Genomic DNA, 20,082 nt, shown 5'->3' with positions numbered 1-20,082 from the left:
GATAGAAAAATTGCTGCTATAACCATTGTAAAGGGGGTGAAAGCCTATCGTTAGTGCAGAAGTATGTAGGCAGTTTAATCTCCTACACGAGGTAGTAGCGGCCTGACAGAGCCCGGATCTGTTAATTTATGAAAAAGAAGGAATTTATGACAATTGAAAAAACCAATTATTGAATTCAAAAACGTCTCTAAAGTTTTTGAAGACAGCAACACCAAGGTTCTCAAAGATATCAACTTTGAGTTGGAAGAAGGAAAGTTCTATACTCTACTAGGCGCATCTGGTTCAGGAAAATCAACCATTCTGAATATCATTGCAGGTTTACTGGATGCGACGACAGGGGATATTTTACTGGATGGGGTACGGATCAACGACATCCCAACCAACAAGCGAGACGTCCATACGGTTTTCCAATCCTATGCCTTGTTTCCACATATGAATGTGTTTGAAAATGTTGCCTTTCCGCTCCGCTTGCGTAAGATTGACAAGAAAGAAATTGAGCAGCGTGTAGCGGAAGTTCTCAAGATGGTTCAGTTGGAAGGTTATGAAAAACGTTCCATTCGTAAACTCTCTGGAGGACAACGTCAGCGTGTGGCCATTGCCCGTGCCATCATTAACCAACCCCGTGTGGTCTTGCTGGATGAGCCCTTGTCAGCGCTGGATTTGAAGTTGCGAACAGACATGCAGTACGAACTGCGTGAACTGCAACAACGATTGGGGATTACCTTTGTCTTTGTCACTCACGATCAGGAAGAAGCCCTGGCTATGAGTGACTGGATTTTCGTTATGAATGATGGCGAGATTGTTCAGTCTGGAACGCCTGTGGACATCTACGATGAGCCGATCAACCACTTTGTTGCCACATTTATCGGTGAGTCCAACATCTTGCCAGGAACCATGATTGAGGACTACTTGGTTGAGTTTAATGGCAAACGCTTTGAAGCGGTCGATGGGGGGATGAAGCCAAATGAGCCAGTTGAGGTTGTCATTCGTCCAGAGGACTTGCGCATTACCCTTCCTGAAGAAGGCAAGCTCCAAGTCAAGGTTGATACCCAGCTCTTCCGTGGGGTTCACTATGAGATCATCGCCTATGACGAACTCGGAAATGAATGGATGATCCACTCGACTCGTAAGGCCATTGTGGGTGAGGAAATCGGTCTGGACTTTGAACCAGAAGATATCCACATCATGCGTCTCAACGAAACCGAAGAAGAGTTCGATGCTCGTATCGAGGAGTATGTAGAAATCGAAGAGCAAGAAGCAGGTCTGATTAATGCGATCGAGGAGGAAAGAGATGAAGAAAACAACCTCTAAACTCTTTGTAGTGCCCTACATGCTTTGGATTGCCCTCTTTGTTCTCGCACCCTTGGTCTTGATTTTCGGTCAATCCTTTTTCAACATTGAAGGGCAGTTTAGTTTAGAAAACTATAAATCTTACTTTGCGTCACAAAACTTGACCTACCTTAAAATGAGCTTCAACTCTGTGCTTTATGCAGGGATTGTGACTCTGGTGACGCTTTTAATCAGTTACCCTACAGCCCTCTTTTTGACTCGTCTCAAGCATCGTCAACTCTGGCTCATGCTGATTATCCTGCCTACTTGGATCAACCTACTCCTTAAGACCTATGCCTTTATCGGAATTTTTGGGCAGAATGGCTCTATTAACCAATTCTTGGAATTTATCGGAATCGGTGCTCAGCAGTTGCTCTTTACGGATTTCTCCTTTATCTTTGTCGCAAGCTATATCGAGCTTCCCTTTATGATTTTACCGATCTTCAATGTTTTGGATGATATGGACAACAACCTCATCAATGCCAGCTATGACCTCGGTGCGACCAAGTGGGAAACCTTCCGCCATGTCATCTTCCCTCTATCGATGAATGGAGTGAGAAGTGGGGTTCAGTCTGTCTTTATCCCCAGCTTGAGCCTCTTCATGCTGACACGTTTGATTGGGGGTAACCGAGTGATTACTTTGGGGACGGCCATTGAGCAGAATTTTCTAACCAATGACAACTATGGTATGGGTTCAACCATCGGTGTGATTCTCATCCTGACCATGTTTATCACTATGTGGGTGACCAAGGAAAGGAGAGAACGATGAAAAAATTTGCCAATCTCTACCTAGCCTTTGTCTTTATCATCCTTTATTTGCCAATTTTTTACTTGATTGGCTATGCCTTTAATGCTGGCGATGATATGAACAGCTTTACAGGCTTTAGCCTGAACCATTTTAAAACCATGTTTGGTGACGGTCGTCTCATGTTGATCCTCACCCAAACCTTCTTCTTGGCCTTTCTATCGGCCTTGATTGCGACCATTATCGGGACTTTCGGAGCCATCTATATCTATCAGTCTCGTAAGAAATACCAAGAAGCCTTTCTATCGCTTAATAATATCCTCATGGTTGCGCCTGACGTTATGATTGGTGCTAGCTTCTTGATTCTCTTTACCCAGCTTAAGTTTTCTCTTGGTTTTTTGACGGTTCTATCTAGTCACGTGGCCTTTTCCATCCCTATCGTGGTCTTGATGGTCTTGCCTCGTCTCAAGGAGATGAATGATGACATGATTCATGCGGCTTATGACCTTGGTGCCAGCCAGTTTCAGATGTTCAAGGAAATCATGCTTCCTTACCTGACTCCGTCTATTATTGCAGGTTATTTCATGGCCTTTACTTATTCGCTGGATGACTTTGCTGTGACCTTCTTTGTGACGGGAAATGGCTTTTCAACCCTGTCAGTCGAGATATACTCTCGTGCTCGTAAGGGAATTTCGCTAGAAATCAATGCCCTCTCTGCCCTTGTCTTTCTTTTTAGTATTATCCTGGTTGTTGGCTATTACTTTATCTCTCGTGAGAAGGAGGAGCAAGCATGAAAAAACTCTATTCATTTTTAGCAGGAATTGCAGCAATTATCCTTGTCTTGTGGGGAATTGCTCATCATCTAGATAGTAAAATAAACAGTCGAGATAGTCAAAAATTGGTTATCTACAACTGGGGGGACTATATTGATCCAGAACTCTTGGAGAAATTTACAGAAGAAACAGGAATCCAAGTCCAGTATGAGACCTTTGATTCCAACGAAGCCATGTATACCAAGATTAAGCAAGGGGGAACAACCTACGATATTGCCATCCCGAGTGAATACATGATTAACAAGATGAAGGACGAAGACCTCTTGGTTCCTCTTGATTATTCAAAAATTGAAGGAATCGAAAATATCGGACCTGAGTTCCTCAACCAGTCTTTTGACCCGGGTAATAAATTCTCCATTCCTTATTTCTGGGGTACTTTGGGAATTGTCTACAACGAAACCATGGTAGATGAGGCGCCTGAGCATTGGGATGACCTCTGGAGGCCAGAATATAAGGATTCTATCATGCTCTTTGATGGGGCACGTGAGGTGCTGGGGCTCGGGCTTAACTCGCTCGGTTACAGCCTCAACTCAAAGGATCCTCAGCAGTTGGAGGAAACGGTAAACAAACTCTACAAACTGACTCCAAATATCAAGGCCATTGTGGCGGACGAGATGAAAGGTTACATGATTCAGAACAATGCTGCTATCGGGGTGACCTTCTCAGGGGAAGCCAGCCAGATGTTGGAGAAAAATCCTAACCTCAAGTATGTCGTCCCGACTGAGGCCAGCAACCTCTGGTTTGATAACATAGTCATCCCAAAAACCGTGAAAAACCAAGATGCAGCTTATGCCTTTATCAACTTTATGTTGAAACCTGAAAATGCTCTGAAAAATGCGGAGTATGTGGGCTACTCAACACCAAACCTACCAGCCAAGGAAATGCTCCCAGAGGAGACCCAGGAAGATAAGGCCTTCTATCCAGACGCTGATACCATGAAACACCTAGAAGTTTATGAGAAGTTTGACCATAAATGGACAGGCAAATATAGCGATTTCTTCCTACAGTTTAAAATGTATCGGAAGTAGAAAGATAGAATAAAGAAAAAACAGTAGAATGAGTTAAAATCCGATTCTATTGTTTTTTACTTTTCTAGTCAGCTTCAGCTAACAGGTATGGCGGAAATGGCTCCTTATCTTTACGGTGATGAAATTGCTGAGATTCAAGGTCAAATACCGGTTGGAATGCCCTATGCTGCAGGCTATGCTTATGGCTATCATCTGATACAAGCCTATCTGAAAAAGACTGGCAAGAACATTATTGAGGCTACAGTGACGCCTACAGAAGAGATTTTAGAGGCGACGAAAGACTTTTGGAAATGACACTTTTGCTTGCAAATCTGCCAGAGTTTGATATAATGTAGGTAATTTCTGGAGGTAACTATATGCACTATAAAAGAGTTGAATTAAAAGTCACAAATCAAGGTATTCATGAGCACAAGATTTTTCAAGGTGTTAAGATTTTCAGTCGTAGCAAGCTGTCCAAAGATCAGAAAAGCATTCTGACGCAGAAGCTTTACCTGACTCCGAAGCAAAACATTGTTTACTATCAACGTACAGACGTCAACTATGACCAGAACTGGCATCATAATAAGGACTATTACGAACTAGCTTATGGCCAGTTGGACGGAGAAACTGTCTTTAAGGTTTGCCAAGATTTTGACGAACTAAGTCCTTTTCTGGAAAATGAGCTGCTGGAGAAGCTAAAAGAAAAGCAGTCTGCAGGCAAATTTTTTGAAAAATTAGATATATAAAAATCCGACTGCTTTCATAAGCAGTCGGATTTCTCTAATTTATAGTTTGATAATCTTTCATAAGAGAAAATAGATCTATTTTTATCATGAACAGCTAACTTAGTTAGAAGTTTTGGAAACAGTATAGTTGAAATCTATGAAGAATAAGTGTATAATCAAGGAAAAATGATTGAGTGCTCACTCAATTTTGTAGATGTGTAAAGGAGTTCATACAATGGTTGTTCAAGCAATACAATATAGTCGTTTCGGTGATGAAGAAGTGTTAGATTTAGTGAACATTAAATCTGATTCTTTGAAAGTGAATCAAGTTAGGGTAGAAGTTCATGCAGTTGGTTTAAATCCTATTGATTATAAGACTTTTGAAGGTGCAAAGCCACTCCGATTTCTATCTTTTATGACAAAACTCAGGAAGCCAAGTCGTTGGTTTGAGTCAAAATCATCTCTTTTTCCAAGAGGTGTTGGTCGGGATTTTGCTGGAGTTATCACAGAAGTTGGTGAAGGAGTAAGTCGGTTTGCAGTAGGGGATAAGGTTTTTGGAACAATGATCAGTGACCCTGGATTGGGGACCAAGAGGGGAGCTTTGGCAACAGAAGTTTGTGTCAATGAATCAGAAATTGTGTTGAAACCAGAGATGATTGATATGAACCATGCAGCTACTATGGGTGTAGCCTCTCTAACAGTGGGAGGTGCTTTTAGAAAGATTGAGCTAAACTCTAAAGATGTTGTAGTTATTTCAGCAGCAGCAGGTGGTATTGGAAGTATCGCAGTACAGTATGCAGTTGCTAAGGGTGCTACAGTTATTGGAATTGCAAGTAGGAAAAATTCAGAATATCTGAAGTCCTTAGGTGCCATACCAGTAGCTTACGAAGAGAACATCCAGAATGCTCTTCTATCAGCAAGTACAAAGCCAATTACAAAATTCTTGGATTGCTATGGAAGTGATTATGTTAAATTGGCTTTCAGTTTAGGATTGAAGGGCACGGCTATTGGAACGCTAGTACCTTCACCATATGTTATGATAAGAGGAGCTCAGTTCACGGGTCCGAGACATTCTACATATGATGATTTTAACACTCTAGCGGAAATGGTCTCAGATGGGAAGGTTCGGCTGAATATTGACCAGGTTTATGATTTTTCTCTAAAGTCAGTTAGAGAGGCATATCGTAGCCTGAAGTCGGGACATACTCGAGGTAAGAAGGTTGTAAAAGTAAGAGAGTAGCAGAGAGGTGCCAGCAATGGAAAGTTTAGAACAAAAGTATGCTCAGACATTAGAAAATAGCAACTTGAGTTTAAAACAATGTCAAGTATTGTTATCAAGTCTAAAGCTATTTTCAGAAATTGGCTTTGAAAATACAACAGCTAGCCTTATTTCTAAGGAGGCTGGAGTTTCAGAAGGGACAGTTTTTAGTTACTTTAAAACTAAGGAAGGCATCTTAGAAGCTATTCTGTCAACTTTTCTCGAACAGGTTATTCCAGATATGATTGCTGATTTTTCTGAGAAGAAATTTACAGCAAACCAAGAGTCTTTTCCGCTATTTTTGAGAAGCATTGTTCGAGATAGACTGGTTTTCATTCAGGAGAATCAAATGCAAGTTAAAATTCTTTTGAGTCGTTCTTTTATTGATAAAGCTATTTCTGACCAGTTAGGGAATGTCATTATTCACTCTATCATTAAGCCAATTAGTCCAGTTCTGAATCAGTTTAAAGAAAATGGTGTTATCCGAGATTGGTCTAATGAAAGAATTGTTCGCTATATTTTGGTTTTGAGTCTTTCTTATGCTCTTCCAATGATGTTGAATGATAATGAGGACCTAGACATAGATGAAACAGTAAATGAAATAGTTGAATGCCTGTCTTTTGCCTTAGTAGAGGTAAAATAGATCTTGATTTTAAGCTTACTATTAGAAATAGTGGGCTTTTTTAAAACTAATACAAAAATCCCCAATCAGAGCGATTGAGGATTGAAAAATAAATTGAAACAATACCTTTACTATCATAGCATTGGCTACATTAGTATACTGCCATCTATTCATCTGATGAGAGGGATTTTATCATCCAGATATTCATAGCAGGGTGGCCGGCAGCGTTAGAAAGTGGTTCTTGCAGTGATGTGAAACCATAGTGCTGATAGATGGCCACAGCAGTAGCCAGTTCAGTAGAGGTTTCTAGATAAAGCTGTTCATAACCAGATAGATGGGCTTCCTGGAATATCCGCTTTATCAACCTACTGGAATAACCTTTGCCACGGCTATTTTTAGTGACATAAAGTTTTTGTAATTCAGCAATCTTATCGGACACAGGTGCAAAGCCACCGCAGCCAACCAGCTGATCTTCATCTTCCAGAACAAAGTAAGCTGCTCTCTCTTGCTGTTGATAGTAGTCGGCCAAATGATCTAGATGAGAATCAAAGTAGACAGTTCCAGGTTTGTCAAGCCCGAATTCTTCTAGGCTGGCTCGAATGAGCTGCGCTACAGCTGAATTGTCTCTCACTTCCATTGGCCGTAAGTTCATGATAGCCCTCCGATAAGATGTATTGACTAATTAAACAATACCTTGTGCAATCATAGCGTTTGCTACGTTTTCGAAGGCAGCGATATTTGCTCCTGCAAGGTAGTCGGTACCAAGTCCGTATGTTTCAGCAGTTGTTTTAGCTGTGTTGAAGATGTTGGTCATGATGTCTTTGAGGCGTCCATCAACTTCTTCACGGGTCCATGAAAGGCGAAGGCTGTTTTGGCTCATTTCAAGCGCTGATACAGCAACACCACCAGCGTTGGCAGCTTTGGCAGGTCCGTAAAGGATTCCGTTTTCTTTGTAGACTTTAATCGCATCAAGGTCACTAGGCATGTTAGCACCTTCAGATACACAGATAACGCCTTGAGCAACCAAACGTTTAGCTGCTTCACCGTTGATTTCGTTTTGAGTCGCACATGGAAGAGCGATGTCGTAGTTTCCAGCGTAAGTCCATACAGAACCTTCATGGTAAGTAGCAGTTGCTTTCTCAGCTGCATACTCAGTCAAACGAGCACGGCGTTTTTCTTTAACATCAACCAAAAGATCGAAGTCAATACCATTTTCGTCGATGACATAACCATTTGAGTCAGATACAGAGATAACAGTAGCGCCAAGTTCAGTCGCTTTTTGAAGAGCATATTGAGCTACGTTACCAGAACCTGAAATAACCACTTTCTTACCAGCAAAACTGTTACCATTAGCTTTGAGCATTTCTTCAGTGTAGTAAACCAAACCATAACCAGTTGCTTCTGGACGAATCAAGCTACCACCAAATCCAAGAGGTTTACCAGTCAAGACACCCGCATCAAATTGGTTAAGACGTTTGTATTGTCCGTATAGGTAACCAATTTCACGTCCACCAACACCGATATCACCAGCAGGTACGTCAAGAGATGGTCCGATGTATTTTTGCAATTCTGTCATAAAGCTTTGGCAGAAGCGCATCACTTCAGCATCAGTCTTACCTTTAGGATCGAAGTCTGACCCCCCTTTACCTCCACCGATTGGAAGTCCAGTCAAGACGTTTTTAAAGATTTGTTCGAAACCGAGGAATTTCAAGATTCCTTGGTTTACAGTTGGGTGGAAACGAAGTCCGCCTTTATATGGTCCAACAGCTGAGTTAAATTGAACACGGTAACCACGGTTGACTTGGACTTTTCCATCACGGTCAACCCAAGGAACACGGAAAGAAATCACTCGCTCAGGCTCAGTGATACGTGCCAAGATGTTTTCTTCGATGTACTCAGGGTGTTTTTCAAATACAGGTTCCAAAGTGCTGAAGAATTCTTCAACCGCCTGGAGAAATTCAGCCTCATGCCCGTTACGAGCTTTCACAGTTGCAAACACGCTTTGGATATAGTCTTTAGCAGATGTCATATCGTTCTCCTTTTTGTTGTTATATTTTATTACATGAGCCATTATAGCAGAATTTTTTTTGAGTGTAAAGAAAAAAACAGAAATTTTCTAAAAATTCTTTCAATTTACAAAACCGAACGTTTTATATAGAAATTAGTTTCTCAAAGAGAAAATCTTAAAGTATGGTATAATATTAGAAATAAAAGGAATCTGGAGGATCAGAATCATGGTATCAACGAAAACACAAATAGCTGGCTTTGAGTTTGACAATTGCTTGATGAATGCAGCGGGTGTGGCTTGTATGACGATAGAAGAGCTTGAAGGGGTCAAAAACTCAGCGGCGGGTACTTTTGTTACGAAGACTGCGACCTTGGACTTTCGTCAGGGCAATCCTGAGCCACGATACCAGGATGTTCCACTTGGTTCTATCAACTCCATGGGCTTACCAAATAATGGCTTAGACTACTATCTGAACTATCTTTTGGACTTGCAGGAAAAAGAGCCAAACCGAACTTTTTTCCTTTCCCTAGTCGGCATGTCTCCAGAAGAAACACATACCATCTTGAAAAAAGTTCAAGAGAGTGAATTCAAAGGACTGACAGAGCTTAATCTCTCTTGTCCAAATGTTCCAGGAAAACCTCAGATTGCCTATGATTTTGAGACAACTGACCGTATTTTGGCAGAAGTCTTTGCCTACTTTACCAAACCTCTTGGGATCAAATTGCCACCTTATTTTGATATTGTTCACTTTGATCAAGCGGCAGCTATTTTCAACAAATACCCGCTCAAGTTTGTTAACTGTGTTAACTCTATCGGAAACGGCCTTTATATAGAAGACGAGTCTGTCGTGATTCGTCCTAAGAATGGTTTTGGTGGCATTGGTGGAGAGTATATCAAGCCGACTGCTCTTGCTAATGTGCACGCCTTTTATCAACGTTTAAATCCGCAAATCCAAATCATCGGAACGGGTGGCGTTTTAACGGGGCGTGATGCCTTTGAACATATCCTTTGCGGTGCGAGTATGGTGCAGGTTGGAACGACGCTCCATAAAGAAGGCGTGGGTTCTTTTGAACGCATTACCAATGAACTGAAAGCTATTATGGCGGAAAAAGGGTACGAGAACCTAGAAGATTTCCGTGGGAAATTGCGCTATATTGATTAAGTTTAATAAAAAATCAGAAGAAAGGAGAGAAGATGCTAGCCATAGAAGAGAGTCAAAAGGTATCTCTATCAAATTTATCTAGTCTGAATCTATTTACAGGGACAGATCAGGGCCAGTTTGAAGTTATGAAGAGTCAAGTGTTGAAACAGATTGGTTATGATCCAGCTGATCTCAATTTTGCTTACTTTGATATGAAAGAAGTAGCTTATAAAGACTTAGAGTTGGAGCTGGTTAGTCTCCCTTTCTTTGCGGATGAGAAAATCGTGATATTAGACCATTTTGTCGATATCACAACAGCCAAGAAACGGTTTTTAACAGATGATGAACTCAAGTCATTTGAGGAATACCTTGACAATCCTTCACCAACAACCAAGTTATTGATATTTGCGGAAGGGAAACTGGACAGTAAGAGACGGCTGGTCAAATTGCTCAAACGAGATGCTACTGTCTTTGATGCTATTGAACCCAAAGAACAAGAATTGCGCCAGTATTTCCAAAAATGGAGTCAGACACAAGGTCTGCAGTTTGTGGGGAAATCCTTTGAAAATCTACTTATCAAATCTGGTTTTCAATTTAGTGAAATCCAGAAAAATCTCCTTTTTTTACAGTCTTATAAGTCAGATGGCATGATAGAGGAGAAGGACATTGTCGAAGCTATTCCTAAGACTCTGCAGGACAATATTTTTGATTTGACTCAGTTTATTTTAGCTAAGAAAATTGATCAGGCCCGTGACTTGGTTAGAGACTTGACCTTGCAAGGGGAAGATGAAATCAAGCTCATAGCTGTCATGTTAGGACAGTTCCGCACCTTTACCCAAGTGAAGATTTTATCAGAATCTGGTCAGACGGAATCGCAGATTGCAAGCAGTCTGGGAACTTACTTGGGGCGCAACCCTAATCCTTATCAAATCAAGTTTGCACTGAGAGATTCGAGAGGGATTTCCTTAGATTTTCTCAAGCAAGCGATTTCTTATTTGATTGAAACAGACTACCAGATTAAGACAGGTGTCTATGAAAAGGGGTATCTGTTTGAAAAGGCACTTTTGCAGATCGCGGCAGAGGCAAATTGAGCAAAAAACTTGAAAAAAGAGGATGATTGCGTTATCATTTTCTTATAGAAAGAAAAAGAGGTATTACAGATGGCTATTATCTTACCAGACCTTCCATACGCATACGACGCTTTGGAACCATATATCGATGCAGAAACAATGCACTTGCACCATGACAAACACCACCAAACTTATGTCAACAATGCAAATGCAGCTCTTGAAAAACACCCTGAAATTGGTGAAGACCTTGAAGCTTTGCTTGCTGATGTAGACTCTATCCCAGCTGATATCCGTCAAGCACTTATCAATAATGGTGGTGGACACTTGAACCATGCTCTTTTCTGGGAATTGATGACTCCTGAAAAAACTGCTCCATCAGCAGAACTTGCAGCAGCAATCGATGCAACATTTGGTTCATTTGAAGAGTTCCAAGCAGCCTTTACAGCAGCAGCTACAACTCGCTTCGGTTCTGGATGGGCTTGGTTGGTTGTCAACAAAGAAGGGAAGCTTGAAGTAACTTCAACAGCAAACCAAGACACACCAATCTCAGAAGGTAAAAAACCAATCTTGGGCTTGGATGTTTGGGAACATGCTTACTACGTGAAATACCGCAACGTGCGTCCTGACTACATCAAAGCTTTCTTCTCAGTGATTAACTGGAACAAAGTAGATGAGCTTTACGCAGCAGCAAAATAAAAAAAATAGGAAGGGAAGAGTCATTCTTCTCTTTTTGCTTTATAAGGCAGGAGTCTGACAAAATCGTCAGACTTTTTTCATTTTTATGAGAAACGTGCTAACTGCTAGAAATTATGGTAAAATAGAGTGTTAAGTAATCGTGGAAAAGGAAGACTATGCGTAAAGAAATTGCACCTGAATTATACAACTATAACAAGTTTCCTGGCCCAGAATTTCAGGTAAATGGGGATAAGGTTGAGACTGAAGGGATTGCTTTTACCTTGGTTGAAAATATCAAGGATGCTTTCGATGTGACAGTCTTTAATCAGCGCTTCTCAGAAGTGTTGACCAAGTTTGATTATGTCGTGGGGGACTGGAGCAATGAACAGCTTCGCCTACGCGGTTTTTACAAAGACGATCGAACAGAGGAAAAAATTGAAAAAATCAGTCGCTTACAAGATTATCTTTTGGAGTACTGTAGTTATGGTTGTGCCTATTTTGTTCTAGAAAATCAAGCACCTAAGCGGGCGTCATTTGACAAGAAAATGCGTAAAAAGGAAGAGGAAAACCTTCCTAGAAGAGGAAAGAAACCTTCGCAAAACAAGAGAAAACCAAATGCGGATAAGCGAAATAGACGTCGTCATAAGGACCAAAAGTCTCAGAAAGAGGACAAGGGACAGCGCCATTTTGTCATTCGTCAGAAATAGATAGAGAATAAGGAGAAGAGATGAAACCGTCTATTTATAGTTTAACACGTCAAACCATGCAAGAATGGGTATTAGAACAAGGAGAAAAGAAATTCCGAGCAGATCAAATCTGGGAATGGCTTTACCGTAAACGTGTCCAGTCATTTGAAGAAATGACCAACCTTTCCAAGGATTTGATTGCTAAGCTCAATGACCAGTTTGTGGTAAATCCATTGAAACAACGCATCGTGCAAGAGTCGGCTGACGGTACTGTTAAGTATCTTTTCGAGTTGCCAGATGGCATGTTGATTGAGACAGTACTGATGCGTCAACACTACGGACTGTCAGTCTGTGTGACCACTCAAGTCGGCTGTAATATCGGTTGTACCTTCTGTGCCTCTGGTTTGATTAAGAAGCAACGCGACCTTAATAACGGTGAAATTGTAGCGCAGATCATGCTGGTTCAGAAATATTTTGATGAGCGTGGTCAGGACGAGCGTGTTAGTCATATCGTTGTCATGGGAATTGGTGAACCATTTGATAACTACAACAATGTCTTGAATTTCGTCCGTACAATCAATGATGACAAGGGGATGGCTATCGGTGCTCGTCACATCACAGTTTCAACCTCAGGTTTGGCCCATAAAATTCGTGACTTTGCTAATGAAGGTGTACAGGTTAATCTCGCTGTTTCCCTTCACGCACCCAATAATGAATTGCGCTCAAGCATCATGAAAATTAACCGTGCCTTTCCGATTGAAAAGCTCTTTGCTGCTATTGAGTACTATATCGAGACAACCAATCGCCGTGTGACCTTTGAATACATCATGCTGAATGAAGTCAATGATGGAGTTGAACAAGCCTTGGAGTTGGCTGAATTGCTAAAGAACATCAAGAAATTATCTTATGTAAACTTGATTCCTTATAACCCTGTTAGTGAACATGACCAATATAGCCGTAGTCCTAAAGAGCGGGTGATGGCCTTCTATGATACCCTCAAGAAAAAAGGGATTAATTGTGTCGTCCGTCAAGAGCATGGTACAGATATTGATGCGGCTTGTGGACAATTGCGTTCCAATACAATGAAACGTGACCGCCAGAAGGCAGTCGCAGCGGTAAATCCATAAAATGACTAGAAAAAGAGAATTGATCTTAAGATTGGGAGTGGCTATTTACAGCCTTTGCATTGTCTGTTTTTGTTTTACTCCCCAACCTCAACTTCCTACAGGAGTGGAAACTCCAGGTATTCAAACTTTTGGACGCCTGGTTTTTCTTTTAACTCCCTTAAACTCTCTTTGGAATCTGGGTGAAGTGACTAGTTTGGGACAAGTCATTTGGATCTTTTTGCAGAACATTTTGAATGTCTTCTTGCTCTTCCCTCTGATTTTCCAACTTCTCTATCTCTTGCCCTCTCTAAGAAAAACTAAAAGGGTTCTTCTTCTCAGTTTTATACTGAGCTTGGGAATCGAGTGCACACAACTGGTTTTAGACTTTTTCTTTGATTTTAATCGGGTATTTGAGATTGATGATTTGTGGACCAATACTTTAGGTGGTTACCTAGCTTGGCTCCTCTATAAACTACTACATAAAAACAAGATAAGGAATTAGAATGAGTATCTTAGAAGTTAAAAATCTGAGTCACGGTTTTGGCGACCGTGCAATTTTTGAAGACGTTTCTTTCCGCCTCCTCAAGGGAGAACATATCGGTTTAGTCGGAGCTAACGGTGAAGGAAAATCAACCTTTATGAGTATCGTGACTAGTAAAATGCTACCAGATGAAGGCAAGGTTGAGTGGTCTAAGTATGTGACCGCTGGCTATCTAGACCAGCACGCTGTGCTAAAAGAAGGCCAAACTGTGCGTGATGTTCTCCGTACAGCCTTTGATGAGCTTTTCAAAGCAGAAGCTCGTATCAATGACCTCTATATGGAAATGGCTGAAGAGGGAGCGGATATTGATGCACTCATGGAAGAAGTTGGCGAACTCCAAGACCGTTTGGAGAGTCGTGATTTCTATACTTTAGATGCCAAGATTGACGAAGTGGCGCGTGCCCTCGGTGTCATGGACTATGGTATGGATACAGATGTAACGGCCTTGTCAGGTGGACAAAGAACCAAGGTACTCTTGGCTAAACTCCTCCTTGAAAAGCCAGATATCTTGTTACTGGACGAGCCAACCAACTACTTGGATGCCGAACATATTGATTGGCTCAAACGCTATCTTCAAAACTATGAGAATGCCTTTGTCCTTATTTCGCACGATATTCCTTTCCTCAACGACGTGATCAATATTGTCTACCATGTGGAGAACCAACAGCTAACTCGCTATTCTGGAGACTATTACCAGTTCCAAGAAGTCTATGCTATGAAGAAATCTCAGTTAGAGGCAGCCTACGAACGCCAACAGAAAGAGATTGCAGACCTTAAGGACTTTGTTGCGCGAAATAAAGCCCGTGTTGCTACACGAAACATGGCCATGTCTCGTCAGAAGAAATTGGATAAGATGGATATCATTGAACTTCAAAGTGAGAAGCCAAAACCATCCTTTGATTTCAAACCAGCTCGTACACCTGGGCGCTTTATCTTCCAATCCAAGGACTTGCAGATTGGTTATGACCGTCCACTTACTAAACCCTTAAACCTCACCTTTGAACGCAATCAAAAGGTTGCTATTATTGGGGCCAATGGTATCGGGAAAACAACCCTCTTGAAGTCTCTCTTGGGCATTATCCCACCAATCGCTGGAGAAGTAGAACGTGGCGACTATCTTGAACTTGGCTACTTTGAGCAGGAAGTAGAAGGTGGCAATCGTCAAACACCTCTTGAAGCTGTTTGGAATGCCTTTCCTGCACTCAATCAAGCAGAAGTCCGTGCGGCCCTTGCCCGCTGTGGTTTGACGACTAAGCACATCGAAAGCCAAATTCAGGTCTTGTCGGGTGGGGAACAAGCCAAGGTGCGTTTCTGTCTCTTGATGAACCGTGAAAACAACGTTTTAGTACTTGACGAGCCGACCAACCACTTGGATGTAGATGCCAAGGATGAACTCAAACGTGCTCTGAAAGAGTATAAGGGTTCAATCCTCATGGTCTGCCACGAGCCTGACTTTTATGAAGGTTGGATGGATCAAATCTGGGACTTTAACAAGTTAACTTAAAAGCGCTAAAAAGGCCAAGTCGAAATGACTTGGCTTTTTTGACTAGTAATTTAAAAAGCTTTCAACTTCAGATTTCTCAATTTCTTTACCGTAGTGGCAAATCGGACAAGAAACGAAGTAACTTTTACCATAAGGGAAAAGTGGAATCCAGTAGAGGGTGAACTTGCGTCCAGTTTCTACAATCTCCCAAGTGTCAACATTGTTACAGTGACCACATTCGATCGCAGTTTGCGTATGTCCCAAATCTTTCTGATAACCTTTAGAACCCCAAAATAAAATCATGTCATCGTCTCCTTATCTGTTGATGGCTTATTTTTTGCTGAAGTCGTAGTCCTTGACCACTTCGATACTGTCAATGGTGACAGCGGTAGTTGGTTTGTCTTTCTCATCTTTTTCAGCCTTGGCAATCTTGTCGACAACATCCATACCATCAATGACTTGACCAAAAACAGGGTGTTTGCCATCTAGGCTAGGATTTCCGCCTTCTTTATAGGCTTCGATGATTTTCTTTGGATACTTGCTAGTAGGGAGTTTAGCAGAAATATCTGTTGAGTTTTGGTTGATGAAGAACTGGCTACCGTTGGTGTTTGGTTGACCAGTGTTAGCCATAGCAAGGGCTCCTCGGATATTGTATAGGTAAGGAGAGATTTCGTTTTTGAAACCTGTTCCCTTGTCCTTCATTTTATCCTTATCATGCCAGATAGATCGGCCACCTGTACCATCTCCCTTAGGATCTCCAGTTTGGACCATAAAGCCATCGATGACACGGTGGAAGGTGATGCCGTTATAGTAGCCTTCCTTAGCGTGAGTAAGGAAGTTTTCAACTGCTAGAGGTGCTAGTTTTGGAAAGAGTTTGATGCGGATATCGCCTTGATTTGTGTGTAAAATGACTTCTGCTTCATCTTCAGCAACTTCCTTAGAAAGTTGGGGGAAGTTGGCATTTTCATTGGTCAAAGCGTCATTCAAATCTTTGGCAGCCTGAGCAGCTGCTTTTGAGCTTTCTTCAGCTGAGATGCTAGAGTCAACATAGTCATCGCCACGGAGACCACGTTGGATACTAGTACATCCTGCAAGGGCAATAGATGATAGTAAAAGAAGAGTTGCTAGTTTTTTCATTGTTTTCCTCTCAAAAATTCATTTCTACCATTGTACCCTAAAAGGGAGGTGATTTCAAATGTTAGTGACAAGGTAGTTTAAGAGGAAGCCGACCAGAAAGTCGCTTGCTTAGAGATTTTTCTTTGGATGACGGTCGATAATGTCCTGGTACTGTTCCAGTATCTGCTCTCCCTTTGGAGTCAATTTGTAACCACGAATTGAAAAGTAACTTGCTAATTCTTCTCCTGAAAAGTTGTCACGAAGGGATTGGTCCAAATCTGGAGCCCTCATCTTAGAAAGTACTGTAACTCTCCATACTTTTGAGGATATTCTCTTTCATAGTGGTATTTAGATGATCAAGCGAGTCAAACAACTAAAGAATTCTTTGAAGCAATGCATCGTATTTGGTTTGATAGTTTCGTTAATAATATTTGATGATAAAGAATTTTTGGAAAATCTAGACACTGTATGAATCTCTACTTTTTTTCTTAGGCTTTTATAAAGTCTGTCAGAATAGGCTTTGTAGGTGTAGAAGTTAATTTTTACAGAAGTGAAGTAAGCATTCAATACGAATCAATACATAAGAAAAACTCTGATTTCAAGCGTTTTTTCTTTTTTCAATTTTAATACATTTCACTATATTTCAGTCCAATCTCTACCTTCTTATCTATACTTTGATGGAGCTGAAGTTGACATCTACAAAGTTTAATGTTAAAATTCATTCAAAAATATATTTGAATGAGGTGTTTTATGATTCAAAATGTTGTTACTTCAATAATCCTGTATTCTGGGACAGCCGTAGACTTACTTATTATCCTAATGTTATTTTTTGCCAAAAGAAAAAGCAGAAAAGACATCATTAACATCTATTTAGGACAATTTCTAGGCTCTGTTAGTCTAATATTGCTAAGTTTACTTTTTGCATTTGTCTTAAATTATATTCCTAGTAAAGAGATTTTAGGTTTGCTCGGTTTGATTCCAATTTTCCTAGGGCTCAAAGTTTTGCTTTTAGGAGATTCTGATGGAGAAGCTATTGCAAAAGATGGTTTGCGCAAAGATGATAAAAACCTGATTTTTCTAGTCGCTATGATTACTTTTGCAAGTTGTGGTGCTGACAATATTGGTGTTTTTGTCCCATATTTTATTACCTTAAATTTAGCGAATTTGATAGTGGCTTTACTTACCTTTCTAGTCATGATTTATCTCTTGGTTTTTTCTGCCCAAAAATTGGCACAAGTCCCTTCTGTTGGAGAAACTTTGGAAAAATATAGTAGATGGTTTATTGCCGTTGTTTATTTAGGATTGGGGATGTATATCCTGATTGAAAACAACAGCTTTGACATGCTAAGGACTGTGTTCGGCTAGGAGAAAAAATTATGAAAAAAGATAGTATATGCCAAGTTAATATTATAAATCAACAAAATGTTACAACCGCAACGAACTACCTTGAAAAGGAAAAAGTCCAAAAATCACTTCGTATTTTATCAAAGTTTACCGATAATAAACAGATAAATATCATCTTTTATCTCCTTGCTGTTGAAGAACTCTGTGTCTGTGATATAGCCTGTTTACTAAATCTCAGTATGGCATCTGCCTCCCACCATCTTCGTAAACTAGCCAATCAAAATATCTTGGATACTAGAAGAGAGGGGAAAATTATATATTATTTTATAAAAGATGAGGAAATCAGAGATTTTTTTAATCAACTAGGATAACAACTATTTTTACTACTTTTCCATGATTATAGGGGATTATATATGAAATTTTTTGATGAAAATTTCCCATAAGAAATACCTACTCGTATCAAATGTTTAAGAAAAAAGTATAATTTAAAGCAAATCGACCTAGGTAATGCAGCTCAAGTTAGCCAAGTTGAAAAGGGAGGAATTTGAAAGAAAATGTATCTTTGATAGTAGTCATTTATTGTGAAATATGATATATTTATTAATTAGATGGATGAATATTTCTAAAGTTAAATAAAATATGACAGATACATGTTTTTTAGTGTATCTTGTTTGTACTCAAAGTATGAAATGAATATCTAATATTTAAGATTAATAAATATTATACGATGAGATAGAATGCTACAAAATGAAAGGTGATGTAATCTGATGAAGAAAGATAGATTAATTGCATTGACAGATGCGGTTCTAGCAATTATAATGACTATCCTAATCTTAGAATTAGAAAAACCAACGACACCAAGTCTTCAAGCTTTTTGGGATTTATGGCAAAATTTCTTTGCTTATTTTCTTTCCTTTTTCTGGTTAGGATCGTTATGGATGGCACTAAACACACTATGGGAAAAGGTTGAGAAAATTTCCCCACAAATTGTTTGGTGGAATTTGTTTCTTTTATTTTTTGTTTCATTTATGCCCTATGCTACTGGAATCGTTAGTAGTCATTTCATGAACCATACGGCACAGCTCTTTTATGGACTGATCGTTATTGTTTCAACGGTAGCAAACTGGTTTTTACATAAAGTAATTGATAAACCCAATATAGATCAGAAAGAATTACTTGAAGCTACCGCACAATATAGAAAGTTATTGATACCTGACCTAATAATTAAAGGAGTGGGATTGATTCTATCCTTAATTCTCTATCCTCCGATTATGATGTATAGTGTTTTAATTGCGGCATTTTACATCATAACTTTAAAAACACTATCTGAAAAAAGAGTGAATAACTAAAAAAAGGTGACCAAAGTTAGGTGTATTATTTTAATGATTACAGACCTAAACTATTCCCCTATTTAGAATCTATTAATTCATATTTTATAAATTAATTAGTAGATATCGTTCTTAAAATCCTTGATATTTTGCTGTTTTTAGTCCAACTGAAACGCATACTTTCCAAACCAGATTTTAAGAAAGCTCGTAAAGCTAGGTAGTTTTCTAAACGTTAAAAACTAGCTACAATACAGCATTTACAACACTTCATGGTTCACACCATGGGGTGTTTTTGATGATTTTAAGCAAAATTCACACCATTTAATTGAAAGTTATTTAAATTAGATGAAAATTTGTTTTCTGAAAAAGTGGGAAAACATTGATTTTAAGCGAATTTTGAATCATATTCGAATGGGAGTTTTTAAAATCATGTTTCGGTTGTAAAAGTGCCAAAGTTGATTCTCCATAGGAGAATGATATCTCCTGCTAGTAAATCATCTGCTAATAGGTCCATGTGTCATTTGGGAACGGGCTTGAGATTTAGTAGCCAAGCTTCGACATCACGATTAAGAGAGATATAGGGCTTGACAGGGTAGTTATCAAAAGTAGTATTCATAAATTTTTTCTTTCTAATTTATCTCTATTAGTCTAATAAATTTCTAAAAAATTTAAAAATTTTTAACTCTGTCAAGTTTTTTTCTTGACACCTGTCAGAAATCTGCTATAATAGAACATGTGCTAAATAGCTCAGCTATTTCACCGAAATAAAAAATAAGAAAAGAGACTTTAAAAATGGCAGTTAAAATTCGTTTGACTCGTATGGGTTCTAAGAAAAAACCTTTCTACCGTATCAACGTAGCAGATTCACGTTCACCACGTGACGGACGTTTCATCGAAACAGTTGGAACTTACAACCCACTTGTTGCTGAAAACCAAGTAACTTTGAAAGAAGACCGCGTTCTTGCATGGTTGGCTGATGGAGCTCAACCTTCAGATACAGTTCGTAACATCCTTTCAAAAGAAGGCGTATTGAAAAAATTCCACGATTCTAAATTCTCAAAATAA

General features: G+C 39.7%; 23 protein-coding genes and 2 pseudogenes. 19 read left to right on the top strand and 6 right to left on the bottom strand.

Annotated features, from left to right (window positions below):
- Window positions 1-153: 153 nt before the first annotated feature.
- The 8 genes and pseudogenes from B7709_RS09065 (at window position 154) to B7709_RS09030 (ending at window position 6,540) form a co-directional block, all read left to right on the top strand.
- A complete protein-coding gene (locus B7709_RS09065) occupies window positions 154-1,311 on the top strand; it encodes an ABC transporter ATP-binding protein (RefSeq protein WP_000742901.1) in 1,158 nt (385 codons plus the stop codon).
- The gene (locus tag B7709_RS09060; protein WP_084972511.1) at window positions 1,292-2,098 is read left to right on the top strand and encodes an ABC transporter permease; all 807 of its coding nucleotides are present in this window, start codon (window positions 1,292-1,294) and stop codon (window positions 2,096-2,098) included. Before B7709_RS09065 ends, B7709_RS09060 begins: the two co-directional genes overlap by 20 nt.
- Window positions 2,095-2,868 carry an ABC transporter permease gene (locus tag B7709_RS09055; RefSeq protein ID WP_084972510.1) on the top strand — a complete coding sequence of 258 codons (774 nt, stop codon included), beginning with the start codon at window positions 2,095-2,097 and terminating at the stop codon, window positions 2,866-2,868. The genes B7709_RS09060 and B7709_RS09055 overlap by 4 nt, the downstream gene beginning before the upstream one ends.
- Entirely contained in the window at window positions 2,865-3,935 is a 1,071-nt protein-coding gene (locus B7709_RS09050; RefSeq protein ID WP_084972509.1) for an ABC transporter substrate-binding protein, read from the top strand. The genes B7709_RS09055 and B7709_RS09050 overlap by 4 nt, the downstream gene beginning before the upstream one ends.
- A gap of 63 nt (window positions 3,936-3,998) precedes the next feature.
- Window positions 3,999-4,229, top strand: a pseudogene (locus B7709_RS09045) (DUF2268 domain-containing putative Zn-dependent protease); the annotation flags it as partial.
- A 62-nt stretch (window positions 4,230-4,291) separates the two neighbouring features.
- Window positions 4,292-4,660: an EXLDI protein gene (locus B7709_RS09040; protein WP_084972508.1), complete on the top strand. Its 369-nt coding sequence runs from the start codon at window positions 4,292-4,294 to the stop codon at window positions 4,658-4,660.
- Window positions 4,661-4,874: 214 nt separating this feature from the next.
- The gene (locus B7709_RS09035; RefSeq protein ID WP_084972507.1) at window positions 4,875-5,879 is read left to right on the top strand and encodes an NADP-dependent oxidoreductase; all 1,005 of its coding nucleotides are present in this window, start codon (window positions 4,875-4,877) and stop codon (window positions 5,877-5,879) included.
- A gap of 16 nt (window positions 5,880-5,895) precedes the next feature.
- Window positions 5,896-6,540, top strand: a complete 645-nt coding sequence (locus B7709_RS09030; RefSeq protein ID WP_084972506.1) for a TetR/AcrR family transcriptional regulator — start codon at window positions 5,896-5,898, stop codon at window positions 6,538-6,540.
- Between the two features lie 145 nt (window positions 6,541-6,685).
- Here the strand turns inward: B7709_RS09030 and B7709_RS09025 are convergent, their stop codons facing one another.
- Both B7709_RS09025 and gdhA read right to left on the bottom strand, forming a co-directional pair.
- Window positions 6,686-7,171, bottom strand: a complete 486-nt coding sequence (locus B7709_RS09025; RefSeq protein WP_084972505.1) for a GNAT family N-acetyltransferase — start codon at window positions 7,169-7,171, stop codon at window positions 6,686-6,688.
- A 30-nt stretch (window positions 7,172-7,201) separates the two neighbouring features.
- Complete coding sequence (gdhA, locus tag B7709_RS09020) at window positions 7,202-8,548, bottom strand: NADP-specific glutamate dehydrogenase (protein WP_000199516.1); 1,347 nt, start codon at window positions 8,546-8,548, stop codon at window positions 7,202-7,204.
- 205 nt (window positions 8,549-8,753) lie between these two features.
- Here gdhA and B7709_RS09015 point away from each other — a divergent pair, with 205 nt between their 5' ends.
- The 7 genes from B7709_RS09015 to B7709_RS08985 all read left to right on the top strand — a co-directional run bounded on the left by B7709_RS09015 (window position 8,754) and on the right by B7709_RS08985 (window position 15,250).
- Window positions 8,754-9,689, top strand: a complete 936-nt coding sequence (locus B7709_RS09015; RefSeq protein WP_084972504.1) for a dihydroorotate oxidase — start codon at window positions 8,754-8,756, stop codon at window positions 9,687-9,689.
- Between the two features lie 32 nt (window positions 9,690-9,721).
- Entirely contained in the window at window positions 9,722-10,759 is a 1,038-nt protein-coding gene (gene holA, locus B7709_RS09010) for a DNA polymerase III subunit delta (protein ID WP_084972503.1), read from the top strand.
- A 69-nt stretch (window positions 10,760-10,828) separates the two neighbouring features.
- Window positions 10,829-11,434, top strand: coding sequence for a superoxide dismutase SodA (gene sodA / locus B7709_RS09005; RefSeq protein WP_000974728.1), 606 nt, complete (start codon window positions 10,829-10,831; stop codon window positions 11,432-11,434).
- 155 nt (window positions 11,435-11,589) lie between these two features.
- Window positions 11,590-12,120: a YutD family protein gene (locus B7709_RS09000; protein ID WP_084948782.1), complete on the top strand. Its 531-nt coding sequence runs from the start codon at window positions 11,590-11,592 to the stop codon at window positions 12,118-12,120.
- Between the two features lie 20 nt (window positions 12,121-12,140).
- On the top strand, window positions 12,141-13,226 hold the full coding sequence (gene rlmN / locus B7709_RS08995) for a dual-specificity RNA methyltransferase RlmN (RefSeq protein ID WP_061599238.1): 1,086 nt from the start codon (window positions 12,141-12,143) through the stop codon (window positions 13,224-13,226).
- A gap of 1 nt (window position 13,227) precedes the next feature.
- Entirely contained in the window at window positions 13,228-13,707 is a 480-nt protein-coding gene (locus tag B7709_RS08990) for a VanZ family protein (protein ID WP_084972502.1), read from the top strand.
- A gap of 1 nt (window position 13,708) precedes the next feature.
- Window positions 13,709-15,250 carry an ABC-F family ATP-binding cassette domain-containing protein gene (locus B7709_RS08985; RefSeq protein WP_084972501.1) on the top strand — a complete coding sequence of 514 codons (1,542 nt, stop codon included), beginning with the start codon at window positions 13,709-13,711 and terminating at the stop codon, window positions 15,248-15,250.
- A 42-nt stretch (window positions 15,251-15,292) separates the two neighbouring features.
- Here B7709_RS08985 and B7709_RS08980 read toward each other — a convergent pair whose 3' ends face one another.
- The 3 genes from B7709_RS08980 to B7709_RS10040 all read right to left on the bottom strand — a co-directional run bounded on the left by B7709_RS08980 (window position 15,293) and on the right by B7709_RS10040 (window position 16,636).
- The gene (locus B7709_RS08980; protein WP_000600215.1) at window positions 15,293-15,532 is read right to left on the bottom strand and encodes a zinc-ribbon domain-containing protein; all 240 of its coding nucleotides are present in this window, start codon (window positions 15,530-15,532) and stop codon (window positions 15,293-15,295) included.
- A gap of 27 nt (window positions 15,533-15,559) precedes the next feature.
- The gene (locus tag B7709_RS08975; protein WP_084972500.1) at window positions 15,560-16,366 is read right to left on the bottom strand and encodes a peptidylprolyl isomerase; all 807 of its coding nucleotides are present in this window, start codon (window positions 16,364-16,366) and stop codon (window positions 15,560-15,562) included.
- Between the two features lie 108 nt (window positions 16,367-16,474).
- Window positions 16,475-16,636 (bottom strand): hypothetical protein, encoded by a 162-nt coding sequence (locus B7709_RS10040; RefSeq protein WP_111466904.1) that lies wholly within the window; start codon window positions 16,634-16,636, stop codon window positions 16,475-16,477.
- 459 nt (window positions 16,637-17,095) lie between these two features.
- Here B7709_RS10040 and B7709_RS08970 point away from each other — a divergent pair, with 459 nt between their 5' ends.
- The 3 genes from B7709_RS08970 to B7709_RS08960 all read left to right on the top strand — a co-directional run bounded on the left by B7709_RS08970 (window position 17,096) and on the right by B7709_RS08960 (window position 19,038).
- Window positions 17,096-17,710: a CadD family cadmium resistance transporter gene (locus B7709_RS08970; protein WP_084972499.1), complete on the top strand. Its 615-nt coding sequence runs from the start codon at window positions 17,096-17,098 to the stop codon at window positions 17,708-17,710.
- An 11-nt stretch (window positions 17,711-17,721) separates the two neighbouring features.
- Complete coding sequence (cadX, locus tag B7709_RS08965; RefSeq protein WP_000711085.1) at window positions 17,722-18,060, top strand: Cd(II)/Zn(II)-sensing metalloregulatory transcriptional regulator CadX; 339 nt, start codon at window positions 17,722-17,724, stop codon at window positions 18,058-18,060.
- 396 nt (window positions 18,061-18,456) lie between these two features.
- Complete coding sequence (locus B7709_RS08960) at window positions 18,457-19,038, top strand: TMEM175 family protein (protein ID WP_084972498.1); 582 nt, start codon at window positions 18,457-18,459, stop codon at window positions 19,036-19,038.
- Between the two features lie 406 nt (window positions 19,039-19,444).
- Here B7709_RS08960 and B7709_RS08955 read toward each other — a convergent pair.
- Window positions 19,445-19,633 (bottom strand): annotated as a pseudogene (locus tag B7709_RS08955) (hypothetical protein).
- Window positions 19,634-19,809: 176 nt separating this feature from the next.
- Here B7709_RS08955 and rpsP point away from each other — a divergent pair.
- A complete protein-coding gene (rpsP, locus tag B7709_RS08950) occupies window positions 19,810-20,082 on the top strand; it encodes a 30S ribosomal protein S16 (protein WP_000268760.1) in 273 nt (90 codons plus the stop codon).

The organism is Streptococcus oralis subsp. dentisani (assembly GCF_002096335.1).
Taxonomy (GTDB): Bacteria; Bacillota; Bacilli; order Lactobacillales; family Streptococcaceae; genus Streptococcus; species Streptococcus oralis_Z.
The sequence above is the reverse complement of the archived record's forward strand: the minus strand, read 5'-3'. Positions and strand labels throughout refer to the sequence as shown.

Excerpts from the sequence above, each read along its gene's own strand:
- B7709_RS09060 (WP_084972511.1), top strand. The coding sequence starts at position 1,292 with ATGAAGAAAACAACCTCTAAACTCTTTGTAGTGCCCTACATGCTTTGG.
- B7709_RS09055 (WP_084972510.1), top strand. The coding sequence starts at position 2,095 with ATGAAAAAATTTGCCAATCTCTACCTAGCCTTTGTCTTTATCATCCTT.
- B7709_RS09050 (WP_084972509.1), top strand. The coding sequence starts at position 2,865 with ATGAAAAAACTCTATTCATTTTTAGCAGGAATTGCAGCAATTATCCTT.
- B7709_RS09040 (WP_084972508.1), top strand. The coding sequence starts at position 4,292 with ATGCACTATAAAAGAGTTGAATTAAAAGTCACAAATCAAGGTATTCAT.
- B7709_RS09035 (WP_084972507.1), top strand. The coding sequence starts at position 4,875 with ATGGTTGTTCAAGCAATACAATATAGTCGTTTCGGTGATGAAGAAGTG.
- B7709_RS09030 (WP_084972506.1), top strand. The coding sequence starts at position 5,896 with ATGGAAAGTTTAGAACAAAAGTATGCTCAGACATTAGAAAATAGCAAC.
- B7709_RS09025 (WP_084972505.1), bottom strand. The coding sequence starts at position 7,171 with ATGAACTTACGGCCAATGGAAGTGAGAGACAATTCAGCTGTAGCGCAG.
- gdhA (WP_000199516.1), bottom strand. The coding sequence starts at position 8,548 with ATGACATCTGCTAAAGACTATATCCAAAGCGTGTTTGCAACTGTGAAA.
- B7709_RS09015 (WP_084972504.1), top strand. The coding sequence starts at position 8,754 with ATGGTATCAACGAAAACACAAATAGCTGGCTTTGAGTTTGACAATTGC.
- holA (WP_084972503.1), top strand. The coding sequence starts at position 9,722 with ATGCTAGCCATAGAAGAGAGTCAAAAGGTATCTCTATCAAATTTATCT.
- sodA (WP_000974728.1), top strand. The coding sequence starts at position 10,829 with ATGGCTATTATCTTACCAGACCTTCCATACGCATACGACGCTTTGGAA.
- B7709_RS09000 (WP_084948782.1), top strand. The coding sequence starts at position 11,590 with ATGCGTAAAGAAATTGCACCTGAATTATACAACTATAACAAGTTTCCT.
- rlmN (WP_061599238.1), top strand. The coding sequence starts at position 12,141 with ATGAAACCGTCTATTTATAGTTTAACACGTCAAACCATGCAAGAATGG.
- B7709_RS08990 (WP_084972502.1), top strand. The coding sequence starts at position 13,228 with ATGACTAGAAAAAGAGAATTGATCTTAAGATTGGGAGTGGCTATTTAC.
- B7709_RS08985 (WP_084972501.1), top strand. The coding sequence starts at position 13,709 with ATGAGTATCTTAGAAGTTAAAAATCTGAGTCACGGTTTTGGCGACCGT.
- B7709_RS08980 (WP_000600215.1), bottom strand. The coding sequence starts at position 15,532 with ATGATTTTATTTTGGGGTTCTAAAGGTTATCAGAAAGATTTGGGACAT.
- B7709_RS08975 (WP_084972500.1), bottom strand. The coding sequence starts at position 16,366 with ATGAAAAAACTAGCAACTCTTCTTTTACTATCATCTATTGCCCTTGCA.
- B7709_RS10040 (WP_111466904.1), bottom strand. The coding sequence starts at position 16,636 with ATGAGGGCTCCAGATTTGGACCAATCCCTTCGTGACAACTTTTCAGGA.
- B7709_RS08970 (WP_084972499.1), top strand. The coding sequence starts at position 17,096 with ATGATTCAAAATGTTGTTACTTCAATAATCCTGTATTCTGGGACAGCC.
- cadX (WP_000711085.1), top strand. The coding sequence starts at position 17,722 with ATGAAAAAAGATAGTATATGCCAAGTTAATATTATAAATCAACAAAAT.
- B7709_RS08960 (WP_084972498.1), top strand. The coding sequence starts at position 18,457 with ATGAAGAAAGATAGATTAATTGCATTGACAGATGCGGTTCTAGCAATT.
- rpsP (WP_000268760.1), top strand. The coding sequence starts at position 19,810 with ATGGCAGTTAAAATTCGTTTGACTCGTATGGGTTCTAAGAAAAAACCT.